Source organism: Paraburkholderia diazotrophica (assembly GCF_038900755.1).
GTDB classification, from domain to species: Bacteria; Pseudomonadota; Gammaproteobacteria; order Burkholderiales; family Burkholderiaceae; genus Paraburkholderia; species Paraburkholderia diazotrophica_A.
Genome location: NZ_JBBPEN010000010.1, coordinates 121581 through 135344, shown reverse-complemented (window position 1 = coordinate 135344; position 13764 = coordinate 121581). Strand labels below are relative to the sequence as shown.

Annotated in this window: 9 protein-coding genes; 6 read left to right on the top strand and 3 right to left on the bottom strand. The window is 66.9% G+C overall.

Features of this window, described 5'->3' with window-relative positions; genetic code table 11:
• Window positions 1-18: 18 nt before the first annotated feature.
• Together AABE10_RS27585 and AABE10_RS27580 are read right to left on the bottom strand one after the other, a co-directional pair.
• Complete coding sequence (locus AABE10_RS27585; RefSeq protein WP_342936380.1) at window positions 19-4260, bottom strand: DNA translocase FtsK; 4242 nt, start codon at window positions 4258-4260, stop codon at window positions 19-21.
• Window positions 4261-4459: 199 nt separating this feature from the next.
• On the bottom strand, window positions 4460-5074 hold the full coding sequence (locus AABE10_RS27580) for an META domain-containing protein (RefSeq protein ID WP_342936379.1): 615 nt from the start codon (window positions 5072-5074) through the stop codon (window positions 4460-4462).
• A 317-nt stretch (window positions 5075-5391) separates the two neighbouring features.
• On the opposite strand from AABE10_RS27580, the gene purT reads away from it, so the two are divergent.
• From purT to AABE10_RS27550, 6 genes are all read left to right on the top strand, one after another.
• Window positions 5392-6606, top strand: a complete 1215-nt coding sequence (gene purT, locus AABE10_RS27575; protein WP_342936378.1) for a formate-dependent phosphoribosylglycinamide formyltransferase — start codon at window positions 5392-5394, stop codon at window positions 6604-6606.
• Window positions 6607-6684: 78 nt separating this feature from the next.
• The gene (locus AABE10_RS27570) at window positions 6685-6858 is read left to right on the top strand and encodes a DUF6726 family protein (protein ID WP_342936527.1); all 174 of its coding nucleotides are present in this window, start codon (window positions 6685-6687) and stop codon (window positions 6856-6858) included.
• A gap of 121 nt (window positions 6859-6979) precedes the next feature.
• Window positions 6980-7351, top strand: a complete 372-nt coding sequence (locus tag AABE10_RS27565; protein ID WP_428983395.1) for an MliC family protein — start codon at window positions 6980-6982, stop codon at window positions 7349-7351.
• 306 nt (window positions 7352-7657) lie between these two features.
• Window positions 7658-9310 carry an acetolactate synthase large subunit gene (locus AABE10_RS27560; protein WP_342936377.1) on the top strand — a complete coding sequence of 551 codons (1653 nt, stop codon included), beginning with the start codon at window positions 7658-7660 and terminating at the stop codon, window positions 9308-9310.
• An 88-nt stretch (window positions 9311-9398) separates the two neighbouring features.
• Complete coding sequence (locus AABE10_RS27555; protein WP_342936376.1) at window positions 9399-10835, top strand: aldehyde dehydrogenase family protein; 1437 nt, start codon at window positions 9399-9401, stop codon at window positions 10833-10835.
• 458 nt (window positions 10836-11293) lie between these two features.
• A complete protein-coding gene (locus AABE10_RS27550; RefSeq protein ID WP_342936375.1) occupies window positions 11294-12751 on the top strand; it encodes a DEAD/DEAH box helicase in 1458 nt (485 codons plus the stop codon).
• Between the two features lie 114 nt (window positions 12752-12865).
• Here the strand turns inward: AABE10_RS27550 and gluQRS are convergent, their stop codons facing one another.
• Window positions 12866-13747 carry a tRNA glutamyl-Q(34) synthetase GluQRS gene (gene gluQRS / locus AABE10_RS27545; RefSeq protein ID WP_342936374.1) on the bottom strand — a complete coding sequence of 294 codons (882 nt, stop codon included), beginning with the start codon at window positions 13745-13747 and terminating at the stop codon, window positions 12866-12868.
• Window positions 13748-13764 lie beyond the last annotated feature (17 nt).

Genomic DNA, 13764 nt, shown 5'->3' with positions numbered 1-13764 from the left:
CCGTCGTCCGCTGGCGGCTTACTCGGCGGGCCCCGGCGCGAGCACTTCGCGGCTGCCGTTGATGCCCATCGCCGACACGAGGCCCGCCGTTTCCATCTGCTCGACGAGGCGCGCCGCCCGGTTATAGCCGATGCGCAACTGCCGCTGCACCGCCGAAATCGACGCGCGCCGCGTGCGCACGACGAACGCGACGGCTTCGTCGTAGAGCGGATCGGCTTCTGCGTCCGGCGTCTCGCCGAACAGATCCTGACCCGCGCCGCCGCCGTCCGCCACCGGGCCGTCGAGAATGCCCTCGACGTATTCCGGTTCGCCGAACTGCTTCAGATGCTCGACGATACGATGCACTTCCTCATCGGCGACGAACGCGCCGTGCACGCGCTGCGGGTAGCCGGTGCCGGGCGGCAGGAACAGCATGTCGCCCTGGCCGAGCAGCGATTCGGCGCCCATCTGGTCGAGAATCGTGCGCGAGTCGATCTTCGACGACACCTGGAACGCGACGCGCGTCGGAATGTTCGCCTTGATGAGGCCCGTGATCACGTCGACGGAAGGGCGCTGCGTCGCGAGAATCAGATGGATGCCCGCCGCGCGCGCCTTTTGCGCGAGACGCGCGATCAGTTCTTCGATCTTCTTGCCCGCGACCATCATCAGGTCGGCCAGCTCGTCGATCACGACGACGATCAGCGGCAGCGGCGACAGCGGCTCGGGCGCGTCGGGCGTCAGCGAGAACGGGTTGCCAATCTTCTTCTCTTTTGCCTCGGCGTCGCGGATCTTCTGGTTGAAGCCTTGCAGATTGCGCACGCCGACGGCCGACATCAGCCGGTAGCGCTTCTCCATTTCGCCGACACACCAGTTGAGCGCGTTCGCCGCGAGCTTCATGTCGGTGACGACGGGCGCGAGCAAATGCGGGATGCCTTCGTACACGGAAAGCTCCAGCATCTTCGGGTCGATCATGATGAGGCGCACGTCTTCGGGCGTCGCCTTGTACAACAGCGAGACGATCATCGCGTTGATCGCGACCGACTTGCCCGAACCCGTCGTACCCGCGACCAGCATGTGCGGCGCCTTCGCGAGATCGGTGACGACGGGGTGTCCGGTGATGTCCTTGCCCATCGCGAGCGTCAGATTCGACGCGGACTTCTGATAGACGTCGGCTTGCAGAATTTCGGACAGGCGGATCGTCTGCCGCTTTGCGTTCGGCAGTTCGAGACCCATGCAGGTCTTGCCGGGAATCGTCTCGACGACGCGAATCGACGTCAGGCCGAGGCCACGCGACAGATCCTTCATCAGCCCAACGATCTGGCTGCCGCGCACGCCGAGCGCCGGGTCGACTTCGAAGCGCGTGATGACGGGGCCCGCCGATGCGCCGACGACCGTCACGGGCACCTTGAATTCCTGCAGGCGCTGCTCGATCAGCGCGCTCGTTTCGGCGAGCTTTTCTTCGCTGACGGGCTCGGCATCGGCCGATGCGGGCGCGAGCAGATCGAGGCTCGGCAGTTCGATGTGCGAGGCCGAGGGCGCGTGAAACTCGAACGCGGGACCGTTGTGGCCGCGCACGCCAGCGCGGGGCGCTGGCGCTTGCGGCGCGTCTTCGGCGTCGGGCGTCTGGGTGACTGCCGGCGCTTCGTCGTGCGCGGGCGCCGGTTGCGCGAGGCTGTCGGCGGCGTGCTGGATGGGCGCTTGCGTCGGGACGGCGGGTGCCGCGCCCGGGAAGCGGACGATATTCGACGATACGCGCGCAGCGTGCTCTGTCCCGTGGTCGGCCGGGTCGATATCGGACGCCTTGCCGACGACGGCAAGCGGACTGACGGGATGCAACGGCGCGACAGGCGCGTCGTACGCCGACGCGTTCGACACGCGCGGGCGGTCATGACTGGAAGCGGTGCGCAGCAGCGTCACGGATTGCGTGATCGCATCCCATGGCGCGAGCCTGGCGGCAGCGGCTTCGTCGGCCTGCGCATGATCGGGTTGCTGACCTTGTGTTTCCGTCGCGGATTCGGCTTCTTCGGCGGGAGTGTGTGAACGAGCCGCGGCCGGAGGATTGATTTGCTGGTCGGATGGGCTTCCTTCCGATTTGCCGCCGGTCGTTGGCGTTGATTCGGCGGGGGGCGTCGTCGTTGCTGTATGCGCCGCAACCGCCGGCTCGTGATCGACGTGCGCCGTCGGGATGTCGTTCGCCGTGGACGAGGACGGCGTCGCGCTCGCCTGGTCGGGGGCTGGCTCTGCCGTCTGATTTTGCGTCGTGATGGGCTCAGCGCTTACGTGCGGGTGTCGTTCGGCACTCGAAGTCGCGTCGCCTCCGCGCGGCGCCGATTTGGGCGCCGCAGCGTGCGGTTGTTCGTTGTCAGCGACCACGTTTGCAGTCGTGGGCGCGTGCGGCGTCTCGGTGTGCGCCGCAGCGTCTTCGTTCGTTTCTTCCAAAGGTGCCACAACCGATGCCGTATGCGCGACGGGCTCAACAGCGCGCGAAGCGTTCGGGCTTGGCTCTGCCGTCGAATCGCTTGCATCAGCCGATAGGGGAGGGCGCGCGTCTGCGGTCTCCGTTTCGTGAGCGGTCGAGCGTGCCGCTTCGGCCGCAGCATTCGTTGCGCTCGCTCGCGGCTCATCTTCGGAAGCGGCACCGCGCACGATCGCCGCAGCTTTCGCGACATTCGCGACATTCGCGACAGCAGACGGTGGCGTGTGCGCAACCGCATCGGCTGCGTCGAACTGCGGCGCGACCGTTGACGCGTCGTCGGCATGACGCGCGCCGATAGCCGCTTCGAGCGCCGACACGGCCTCATCAACGGCAGTGACGGCAGCGGCATTAGCGGGCATGCCGCTGCCCGCGGCGCTAATCGTCGCGTTCATGCCCGTCTGCGGAACGGGAGCCACGGGCGTCACGGGCGCCGCCGGCGTGGCAAACGGCCGTGTCTGCGCGACGGCAGGCTCATCGGCGGCAGTTCCCGAAGGCCGCGCTTCGACGATCCTGGATGCGTCACCCGCCGAGCGCCGCGCGAGACTCGCGCCCGCGAGCGTGGTCCAGCGCGCGGCGTTTTCCTCGATGCTGCGCAACGTTTCCTGCACGCTCGTCGTGGGCGCGGCAGGCTGAGCAGGCGGATTCGTCCGCGTATAGGCGGGTGCGCGGAACTGCGACATGCCGCGGCGCGCGGTCGGCAGACCAGGCGGGCTTGCAGGACGCGTCGCCGGGGCGGGTGAAGTGGGCGCGGCCGACATCGACCGGCCGCTCTGCGCGAGCGTGGCCGCGCGCAAAGACGCCGCGCGCGCCGGCGACACAGCGGGATTCACCGATACGCCGCGCGTGGCCGCCAGGGCCGCTGCTGCTTTCGACGATTGCAGCGCCGCCGTGCTGCCGAATACGGTCGGCGGCGTGGGCGCGACGCGCGGGCTGTCCATCGAAGCCGGGATGCTCTCGCGCGCATGCGGGCGCTGCGCGTCGGCGCTGAGCCAGCCGGCGGGCGCCATGGGCTCGGCGGGCGTCCACGGCGTCGGGCGGTTCGCGTGACGGCCGGCCGCGCGGCTTCCCGCGACGCCGCTCGTCATTCCCGCGACACCGCTCGTCATTCCGCTCGCGCTCCCGCTTGCTATTCCACTTGCTGTGCGGCTCTCGGTCGCGCTGGTCCCGCGCCCCATACCCGCGCCCGCCGCACCGAACGACGATCCCGCCGATGCGCCCGAAGGCATTCCCATCGCCTCTTGCGCCGCCCCCGCGCTTGCTGCGCCAGTAGCCGCAGCATTCGAGCCGCGCGCCGTCGAGGGCGGCCGCCATACGGTCGGCCGCGCATAGCGCCCATTGTTCTTCGGCGCCATCGTGTTGATGGGCGCGCTGCTATGCGCAGGCGCCGAATCGGCGGCGGCGCGGTGATGGCTGCGCGGCTCGTCGTCGCGCGCGCGCTTCGACAGGCCGAGCCCGAACGCGTCGTTCGCCCACCCGACGAACGACGACCACCTGAATCCGATCAGCCACGGCAGCGCGAGCCCGAGCAGGCCGAGCATCACGAGCGGCGTCGCGACTCGCCCCATCAGGCGCGTGAGCCCCGTTGACAGCGCGTGACCGAATGCATCGATCCCCTGCGCGTCGATCAGCGACGCCTCCAGCGTGCAACTCGCGACCAGCACGCAGACAAAGCCGAGCCACAGCCTGATCGTGCCCGGACCGCGCAGCCCCGCGCCGCCCGGCAGCACGGACTTCACGAGACGCCACACAAGAGGAAGAAACCAGACGGCGGAAGCGCCGAACCAGCCGAAAACTACCGTTTGCATGCTAGACATCAACGAATGACGGACGCGCGCTCGCGCAACCCGTCGAGTTTAATCGGACGAAGCATTGTGCTTCGAAGGCCGGCGTCGCGTGCGGCGCGCGGGCATCGGCGCGTGATGCCGCGAAAGCGCGCGAGCGGGCGCCTCGACACGCGCCGGGCGCACGTATCGCGCGCAGTGCAAGCGCTCGCCGGCCGCGCCGTCATTGGCCGCGCCGCGCGAACACGAGGGTGTCGCCGTTGTCGAGGATCAGTTGCAGTTGCTGCGGCTTGCGCATGTCGACGCCCGAGTGCTCGACATGCGCGAGCGCATCGAGATACGCGGCTTCGATCTTGCCGCCCGGCGTCGCGCACGCCATGCGCGTACCGGCGAGCGGGCCGAAGCTGAGCTTGCCGTCCTTCAGCATATAAGCGCCTGTATAGCGGTTGCAGCCCGAGAAGCCGCTCGCGCGGCGCAGGCCGCTTTCCGTCGACAGCACGAGCGTGACCGGTTCACCGCTCGCGCCGCCCGGCACCTCGCGCGTGCCGCCGCCAGACACCTTCCAGCCGCTCAGTTGCCAGTCGGTGTTGTCGAGCAGCTGCGTGGCCGCCGGGTTGAACGGATCGGGTGGCGCGGCTTCGACGTCGGGATGTTTCGGCATCGCGCAGGCGGCGAGCAGCGCGGCCATCGGCACGGCGGCAAGCAGGGTCCGTGCGGTCGTCGCGTGTGCCGCGCGGCGTCGGAACGATGCCCACGATGCAGCGCCCGGTGCATTCGACGATGCGCCGGATGTTGCGTTCGAGCGTGCGTCGCGTGGCGTGGCGGACGTGGGCTGCATGTCGTCGTTCCTCTCTAAACTGGCGAAGGCGTAAGGGTATCGCACTACGCTTGCCGCATGCGAGCGCAAACGCGCGCGGCGAAACGTACAGGCGTGCGCCTATGTGCGCATACGCGTGCATAGGCGAACTTGCGCTGGCGGCGCGGATGCGCCCATGCAGGATGCATCGCGCACAGCCGTTGCAATTCGCCGCCTGGAAGCACGGCCTGCGGACGGTTTATCGGCACGCGCGGCGCGCGGGCGCAGGGGCCGCGCATGTTAACATCGCCGCAGTCATTCATTCCACCCGCAGTTCGTAAAAATTCTCTGGAGTTTCCATGCAGATCGGCCAACGCATCGGCACACCGCTTTCGACTTCCGCGACGCGCGTCATGCTGCTCGGCGCGGGCGAACTGGGCAAGGAAGTGATCATCGCGCTGCAACGGCTCGGCGTCGAAGTGATCGCGGTCGATCGTTACCCGAACGCGCCCGGCCATCAGGTCGCGCACCGCGCGCACGTGATCGACATGACGGATGCGAAGGCTTTGCGCGCGCTCGTCGAACAGGAGCGCCCGCATCTGATCGTGCCGGAAATCGAGGCGATCGCCACCGACGCGCTCGCCGCGATCGAGACCGATGGCGTGGCCGAAGTGATCCCGACGGCGCGCGCGACGCAGCTGACGATGAACCGCGAAGGCATCCGCCGTCTTGCCGCCGAGGAACTCGGCCTGCCGACTTCGCCGTATGCGTTCGCCGATTCGCTGGAAGAACTGAAGGCGGGCATCGCGAAGGTCGGCTATCCGTGTGTCGTGAAGCCGGTGATGTCGTCGTCGGGCAAGGGGCAGTCGGTGCTCAGGAGCGACGCCGACGTCGAAGCGGCATGGCAGTACGCAATGGCAGGCGGACGCGTGAATTATGGGCGCGTGATCGTCGAAGGCTTTATCGACTTCGAGTACGAGATCACGCAGTTGACCGTGCGCGCAATCGACCCCGCCACGCAACAGACCTCGACCTACTACTGCGATCCCATCGGACACGTGCAGGTGGCGGGCGATTACGTCGAATCGTGGCAGCCGCAGCCGATGAGCCCGGTCGCGCTCGAACGCTCGCGCGAAGTCGCGCACAAGGTGACGGCGGCGCTCGGCGGCCGGGGCCTGTTCGGCGTGGAACTTTTCGTGCGCGGCGATGACGTATGGTTTTCGGAAGTCAGTCCGCGCCCGCACGACACGGGGCTCGTGACGCTCGCATCGCAGCGCCTGTCCGAGTTCGAGTTGCACGCGCGCGCGATTCTCGGTCTGCCCGTCGATACGTCGCTGCGCGCGCCGGGCGCATCGGCCGTGATCTACGGCGGGCTCGACGAAGCGGGCATCGCGTTCGAAGGCGTCGCGCAGGCGCTCGCGGTGCCGGATGCGGATCTGCGCCTGTTCGGCAAGCCGGAGAGCTTCGTCAAGCGCCGCATGGGCGTGGCGCTCGCGACGGGGCGCGACATCGGCGAAGCGCGTCAGCGCGCGAAGCAGGCAGCGGCGGCCGTGAAGCCGGTGTCGGCGAAGTAGTCGGTACATCGATGCAGCGCAGGTGAGGAGCAGCACGTGAAAGCGAAACGGGCAGGTGGTGTTCAATGCGGCGGACTCGTGCGGCGCGCCGCGCTGCTCGGATCGGCCGTTGCGTTGATGGCGTCGCTGAGCGGTTGCGGTCTTGCGGCCGCGCCGTGCCGGATTGCATCGGCGGGGCTGAAAATCGTGCCCGTGGTCGGCCATGCGGCCGCCGCGCCAACCGACGCATGCGCCGACGTGATCGATCCTTGAACCGCGCTTGATCTGCACTTGAACCGCGCTTGAACCACTGCCCTGAGCGGCCAGCCGCGCAATGATGTCCAGAACAATGGAAACGGCGGTGTCGATGCGTCATCCAGAAACGAGGCTTTCGATGAGCATGAGGCAGTATGCGTTGATGGGCGTGCTGACGATCGCCGCCGTGTCGGGCACGGCCCGCGCTGCGGACTTGATGCCGCTGCCGGACATCAGGACCACCCATCGCGTGACGCAGAAATACACCTGTGCGACGGGCCGCATTCTGAATGTCACGTATCTGAACACGAGCAACGGTCAGAGCTTCGCGATCCTGCCCGTCAAGGGCAAGCAGATGCTGTTCGTCAACGTGCTGTCGGGATCGGGCGCGAAGTATCAGGCCGCGAGCTATACGTGGTGGACGAAAGGCCCGCAGGGCACGCTGTACGACGCGATGCTCGGAGAGAACGCGCCGCCGATGCTGTCCGATTGCGTGACGATCGTGCGCTGATGTTCTGCTAGTGCTTTGCTGGTGCCTCGTTGATGCCGCCCGGGGCGCCTGCGCCAGCGGCGCCGGGCCCGCCCCTCGTTCTACTTCCTTTCGCGTCCAGCGCTCGCTCGCACGTCGCTCGCGCCCACAGCACCGGCACCGTGCCCGCACGCCGACACGATTTCCCCACCCGGAGTAAGCTGTCTGCCACGCACAAGCCGCGCTCCTTCCTGATGCCGTTGCGCGGCTGTCATCGTTTTCGATCATCCTTGTCCGCGCGCCGCGACGGTGGCGTGGTCTGCGTCCGTTCGTCAAGCGAGACTTCCCATGAAAGCATCGGATCTGTTCGTCAAATCGCTGGAAGCGGAAGGCGTCGAGTACGTGTTCGGCATTCCGGGCGAAGAAAATCTCGATCTCCTCGAATCGCTGCGCCGCTCCCGGATCAAGCTCGTCCTGACCCGCCACGAACAGGCGGCCGGTTTCATGGCCGCGACGTATGGCCGCCTCACGGGCCGCACGGGCGTGTGTCTTGCGACGCTCGGGCCGGGTGCGACCAACTTCGTGACGGCGGCTGCGTATGCGCAGCTAGGCGGCATGCCGATGCTGATGGTCACGGGCCAGAAGCCGATCAAGTCGAGCAAGCAGGGCCACTTCCAGATCGTCGATGTCGTTCGGATGATGGAGCCGCTCACGAAGTACACGCGGCAGATCGTATCGATCGGCAATATTCCCGCGTCGGTGCGCGAGGCGTTCCGCCAGGCCGAAGAAGAGCGCCCGGGCGCCACGCATCTCGAACTGCCGGAGGACGTCGCGCATGAAGAGGGCGACGGCAAGCCGATTCCGAAGAGCTACAGCCGCCGGCCCGTCGCCGAGGAGAAGGCCGTCGAGCGCGCGGTGAAGGCCGTCGCCGACGCGAAGCATCCGATCCTGATGATCGGCGCGGGCGGCAATCGCAAGACCACGCGCAAGATGCTGCGCGAATTCGTCGACCAGATCGGCATTCCGTTCTTCACGACGCAGATGGGCAAGGGCGTGATCGACGAATCGCATCCGCTGTGGCTCGGCAACGCGACGCTGTCGGACGGCGACTTCGTGCACCGCGCGATCGATCACGCGGACTGCATCATCAACGTCGGCCACGACGTGATCGAAAAGCCGCCGTTCTTCATGCGCGGCGCCGACGCGGGCGAGAAGACGGTGATTCACGTCAACTTTCTCGGCGCGGAAGTGGACCCCGTGTATTTCCCGCAGATCGAAGTGGTCGGCGATATCGCGAATGCCGTGTGGCAAATGAAGGAGGCGTTGCAGGGCAAGGGCGAGCATTGGGACTTCGCGCGCTTCAAGGAGATCAAGGAGCATTTCGAGGCGCATCTCGTGAAGGGCCAGCACGACGACCGTTTCCCGATGTACCCGGTGCGCATCGTCAACGACGTGTACGAGACGATGCCCGTCGACGGCATCATCTGTCTCGACAACGGCATGTACAAGATCTGGTTCGCGCGCTACTACCGCGCGCACGAGCCGAACTCGCTGCTGCTCGACAATGCGCTTGCGTCGATGGGCGCGGGGCTGCCGTCGGCGATCGCGACGAAGATCGTGCTGCCCGAGCGCAAGGTGATGGCCGTATGCGGCGACGGCGGATTCATGATGAACTCGCAGGAACTCGAGACGGCCGTGCGCCTGAAGCTCGATCTCGTCGTGCTGATCCTGCGCGACGACGCGTTCGGCATGATCCGCTGGAAGCAGGAGAACATGAATTTCCCCGATTACGGGATGACGCTCAGGAACCCCGATTTCGTCGACTACGCGAAGAGCTATGGCGCGCAAGGACACCGGATCGCGTCGGCGGCCGAGTTCGCGCCGCTCGTGCGCGAGTGCTTCGCGACGCCCGGCGTGCATGTGATCGACGTGCCCATCGACTACTCGGACAACGAGCGCGTGCTCAATCGCGAGATCAAGCGGCTGTCGGCGCAGCTTTGACGTGTCGCCGCATTTTTCCGGCGCGCGGCGCGACGGATGCGGAACGGCCGTTGCTGCGCTCCTTTGACCGGATCAAGGAGAACGTGTCATGTTGCAGAAGAGTTACCCGTACTACCTCGCCAATGAGGCGGTGGCCGCGAACACCGATCTCGAAGTCACCGACAAGTTCAGCGGCGAAGTCGCCACGCGCGTCGCGCTCGCCGACGCGGCCGCGATCGACAAGGCCATCGGCCTCGCCGTCGCGGCGATGCCCGAGCTGCGCGCGTTTCCGCCGTTCAAGCGCCAGGCCGTGCTCGAACACTGCGTGAAGCGTTTTCGCGAGCGCTTCGACGAACTCGCGATGGCGCTGTGCATCGAGGCCGGCAAGCCGATCAACGATTCGCGCGGTGAAGTCACGCGCCTGATCGATACGTTCAAGGTCGCGGCGGAAGAGTCGGTGCGCATCGACGGCGAGATCGTCAACCTCGAAATCTCGCAGCGCGCGAAGGGCTATCACGCGTATGTGAAGCGCGTGCCCATCGGGCCGTGCTCGTTCATCTCGCCGTTCAACTTTCCGCTGAACCTCGCTGCGCACAAGGTGGCGCCCGCTCTGGCCGCCGGCGTGCCGTTCGTGCTGAAACCGGCGAGCCGCACGCCGATCGGCGCGCTGATCATCGGCGAAGTGCTCGCGGAAACGGATCTGCCGAAGGGCGCGTTCTCGATCCTGCCCGCGCATCGCGACGGCGCCGATCTCTTCACGACCGACGAGCGCTTCAAGCTGCTGTCGTTCACGGGGTCGCCCGCCGTGGGCTGGGACCTGAAGGCGAAGGCCGGCAAGAAGAAGGTGATCCTGGAACTGGGCGGCAACGCGGCCGCGATCGTCGATGGCGATCAGCGCGACAAGCTCGATTACGTCGTCGACCGGCTCGCGTTCGGCGCGTTCTATCAGTCGGGGCAAAGCTGCATCGGCGTGCAGCGGATTCTCGCGCATGCGTCGCTGTACGACGCGCTGCGCGAGAAGCTGATCGCGAAGACGAAGTCGCTCAAGATGGGCGATCCGAAGGACGAAAAGACTTTCGTCGGGCCGATGATCTCCGAGTCGGAATCGCGGCGGCTCGCGGGCTGGATGGACGGCGCGGTGAAGGCGGGCGCGAAGATCGTCGCGGGCGGCAACGTGGACGGCGCGATGTTCGAGGCGACGCTGCTCGAAAACGTCGGGCGCAATACCGATCTGTACCGGAAGGAGGCGTTCGGGCCCGTCGCGATCCTCGAAAAGTTCGACGATTTCAACAGCGCGCTCGCGACGGTCAACGACAGCGACTTCGGATTGCAGGCGGGCGTCTTCACCGATTCGCTCGCGCATGCGCATCAGGCGTGGGACGAGCTCGAAGTGGGCGGCGTGGTCATCAACGATGTGCCGTCGTTTCGCGTCGACAACATGCCGTATGGCGGCGTGAAGGACTCGGGGCTCGGGCGCGAGGGCATCCGCTACGCGATCGAGGACATGACCGAGCCGCGCCTGATGGTGATGCGCGAGACGTGGTGAGATTTGATCTATGAAGGCGGCTGCGCATGACGCGGGACGTTCGCCGCGTCACGCGCATGTCAGGCGGCTGTCACCGGATTGACTCGTTCGCGGTCTACGCTGCCCGCGTCGGACACGGTCCGTCCCCGCCCGAGACGGGCGACGTGCCGGCCGTCGCCGGGGCGTGCGCAGGCCCGTTTCGCGCGAGAACAGGCCTTGGGCCGAAGTGCTACAATACCGCCCTTTCCGGCGGATGTTTCCGCCGGCCGGAGCCGGCCGCATGCTTGCCGATACCTAGTGCCTGGTGATACCAGGGCGGGTCTTGTGATGGACGCCGTGGCTCCGCCTTCATCCTGATGCCCTCCGCGGCCCCGGCCGCTGCAGAAGAAGCTGCAAGAGAGTTTGAGCGGACGCCCGGGCGCCCGCCTTTGGCAACGCGCAAGCGGTTCCGCCCAAGCGCATTTTTAGCGAAAGCCACCATGTCCGACACAGCAACCACGCCCAGCACCGTGACCTTCGACCAGTTCGGTCTCCACGCCGACATCCTCAAAGCCATCGCGGAACAGGGATACACGACGCCGACGCCGATCCAGGCCGCGGCGATCCCCGTCGTGCTGAGCGGCCGGGACGTGATGGGCGCCGCGCAGACGGGCACCGGCAAGACGGCGGGCTTCTCGCTGCCGATCATCCAGCGCCTGCTGCCGCTCGCTAGCACGAGCGCATCGCCGGCCCGCCACCCGGTCCGCGCGCTGATCCTCACGCCGACGCGCGAACTCGCCGACCAGGTCGCCGCGAACGTGCAGTCGTACGCGAAGCACACGGCGCTGCGCAGCGCCGTCGTGTTCGGCGGCGTCGACATGAACCCGCAATCGGCGGAACTGCGGCGCGGCGTCGAAATCCTGATCGCGACGCCGGGACGCCTGCTCGACCACGTGCAGCAGAAGACGGCCAATCTCGGCCAGGTGCAGATGCTGGTGCTCGACGAAGCCGACCGCATGCTCGACATGGGCTTTTTGCCCGACTTGCAGCGCATCCTGAACCTGCTGCCGAGCGAGCGTCAGACGCTGCTCTTCTCGGCGACCTTTTCGCCCGAAATCAAGAAGCTTGCTTCGACTTATCTGCGCAACCCGCAGACGATCGAAGTCGCGCGCAGCAACTCGACGGCGACCAACGTCACGCAGATCGTCTACGAAGTGGCCGAGGGCGACAAGACGGGGGCCGTCGTGCAACTGATCCGTGAACGCAGTCTCAAGCAGGTGATCGTGTTCTGCAACAGCAAGATCGGCGCGAGCCGTCTCGCGCGCCAGCTGGAGCGCGACGGCGTGGTCGCGACGGCGATTCACGGCGACCGCTCGCAAAGCGAACGGATGCAGGCGCTCGACGCGTTCAAGCGCGGCGAAATCGAAGCGCTGGTGGCGACGGATGTGGCGGCGCGCGGTCTCGACATCGCGGAACTGCCTGCCGTGATCAACTTCGATCTGCCGTTCAACGCCGAAGACTACGTGCACCGGATCGGCCGGACGGGCCGCGCGGGCGCATCGGGCGACGCGCTGTCGCTGTTCAGCCCGAACGAGCGCAAGCAGCTCGCCGACATTGAGAAGCTGATCAAGCGTCCGCTGGACGTGCAGCGTCTCGCCGTCGACACGCCCGTGCGCCATCATCACGACGAGCGCGGCTCGCGACGCGAGCGCGACGACCGCGGCAGCCGCCGTCGCACGACGGGCACGCACGAGCGTCCGTCGCATGGTGGGCATCATCGTCAGCAGCCCATCGACGATTTCTTCCTGAAGCCGTACGAGCCGTCGCCTTCGGCCGTGTCCGCCTCCGCCAAACGGGAAGAGGCACCGGCCGCGCCACAGAAGCCCGCTTCGAAGCAGCCGCTCGCTGCGCTGCTGGGCGGTTTCGGAATGCCGCGCAAGACGACTTCTTCGAACTGAGTTAGTTTGAACGCCAGCGGTGGCACGCTGAGCGGCGAGACTCGCTGAAAACGGCGCCATTGATGGCGCCGTTTTCATTTCTCTTCATTCTCTTCGTCGCACCGCGCGGGACGCTCAGCGCTTCGTGCGCTCGGACCACGCCTCGACCGCTTCCGCGTAAAACGCTTCTCGCGACAGCGCCGCCGTCCCACTCAGCGTCAGCCCCAGATGCAACGCGGCGTCGTTGAGCGCGACGAGCGGCCGGCTTGCGTCCAGCGCGAGCGCGCCCGTCTGCTTGCTGAGCTTTTCTCCATCGGCATTCATGACGACGGGTACGTGTAGACAAGAGGGCGTCGGCACGCGAAGGCACTGTTGCAGATAAATCTGACGTGCCGTCGAATCGAGCAGGTCCGCGCCACGCACGACATGCGTGATGCGCTGATCCGCATCGTCGACGACGACGGCAAGTTGATACGCCCACTGATCGTCGGCCCGTCGCAAGACGAAATCGCCGACTTCCGTCGCCAGGTTCTGTGTCTGCGGGCCTTGCCAGCGATCGTCGAATGTCACGATGGCGGCATCGCCGTCGGGCACGCGCAATCGCCACGCGCGCGCGGGTTTGCCGTTCAGGCCGTTGCGGCAGGTGCCGGGATAGGCGAGCGTCGTATGGCGCGCGTGCGCATGCACGAGCGAATCGGCGATCTCCTTGCGCGTGCAGCCGCACGGATAAACGAGCCCCGTCGATTGCAGTCGTTCGAACGCCTGCTGGTAAAGCGGCATGCGCCGGCTTTGCCAGACGGGCGGCTCGTCGGCGACCATGCCGAAGCGCGCAAGTGTTTCGAGGATATCTTCTGCTGCGCCGGGGACGGTGCGCGGACCGTCGATGTCTTCGATCCGCACCAGCCACGTACCGCGATGCGCGCGCGCGTCGAGCCAGCTCGCGAGCGCGCTGACCAGCGAACCGAAATGTAGCGGGCCGGTCGGCGACGGGGCGAAACGTCCGCGATAGGCTGTCATGCCGCGAACGTCAGCAT

What these genes read in the sequence shown, in the direction of transcription:
- AABE10_RS27555 (WP_342936376.1), top strand. Translation starts at nt 9,399, where the DNA reads ATGTTGCAGAAGAGTTACCCGTACTACCTCGCCAATGAGGCGGTGGCC.
- AABE10_RS27560 (WP_342936377.1), top strand. Translation starts at nt 7,658, where the DNA reads ATGAAAGCATCGGATCTGTTCGTCAAATCGCTGGAAGCGGAAGGCGTC.
- AABE10_RS27580 (WP_342936379.1), bottom strand. Translation starts at nt 5,074, where the DNA reads ATGCAGCCCACGTCCGCCACGCCACGCGACGCACGCTCGAACGCAACA.
- AABE10_RS27550 (WP_342936375.1), top strand. Translation starts at nt 11,294, where the DNA reads ATGTCCGACACAGCAACCACGCCCAGCACCGTGACCTTCGACCAGTTC.
- purT (WP_342936378.1), top strand. Translation starts at nt 5,392, where the DNA reads ATGCAGATCGGCCAACGCATCGGCACACCGCTTTCGACTTCCGCGACG.
- gluQRS (WP_342936374.1), bottom strand. Translation starts at nt 13,747, where the DNA reads ATGACAGCCTATCGCGGACGTTTCGCCCCGTCGCCGACCGGCCCGCTA.
- AABE10_RS27565 (WP_428983395.1), top strand. Translation starts at nt 6,980, where the DNA reads ATGAGCATGAGGCAGTATGCGTTGATGGGCGTGCTGACGATCGCCGCC.
- AABE10_RS27585 (WP_342936380.1), bottom strand. Translation starts at nt 4,260, where the DNA reads ATGCAAACGGTAGTTTTCGGCTGGTTCGGCGCTTCCGCCGTCTGGTTT.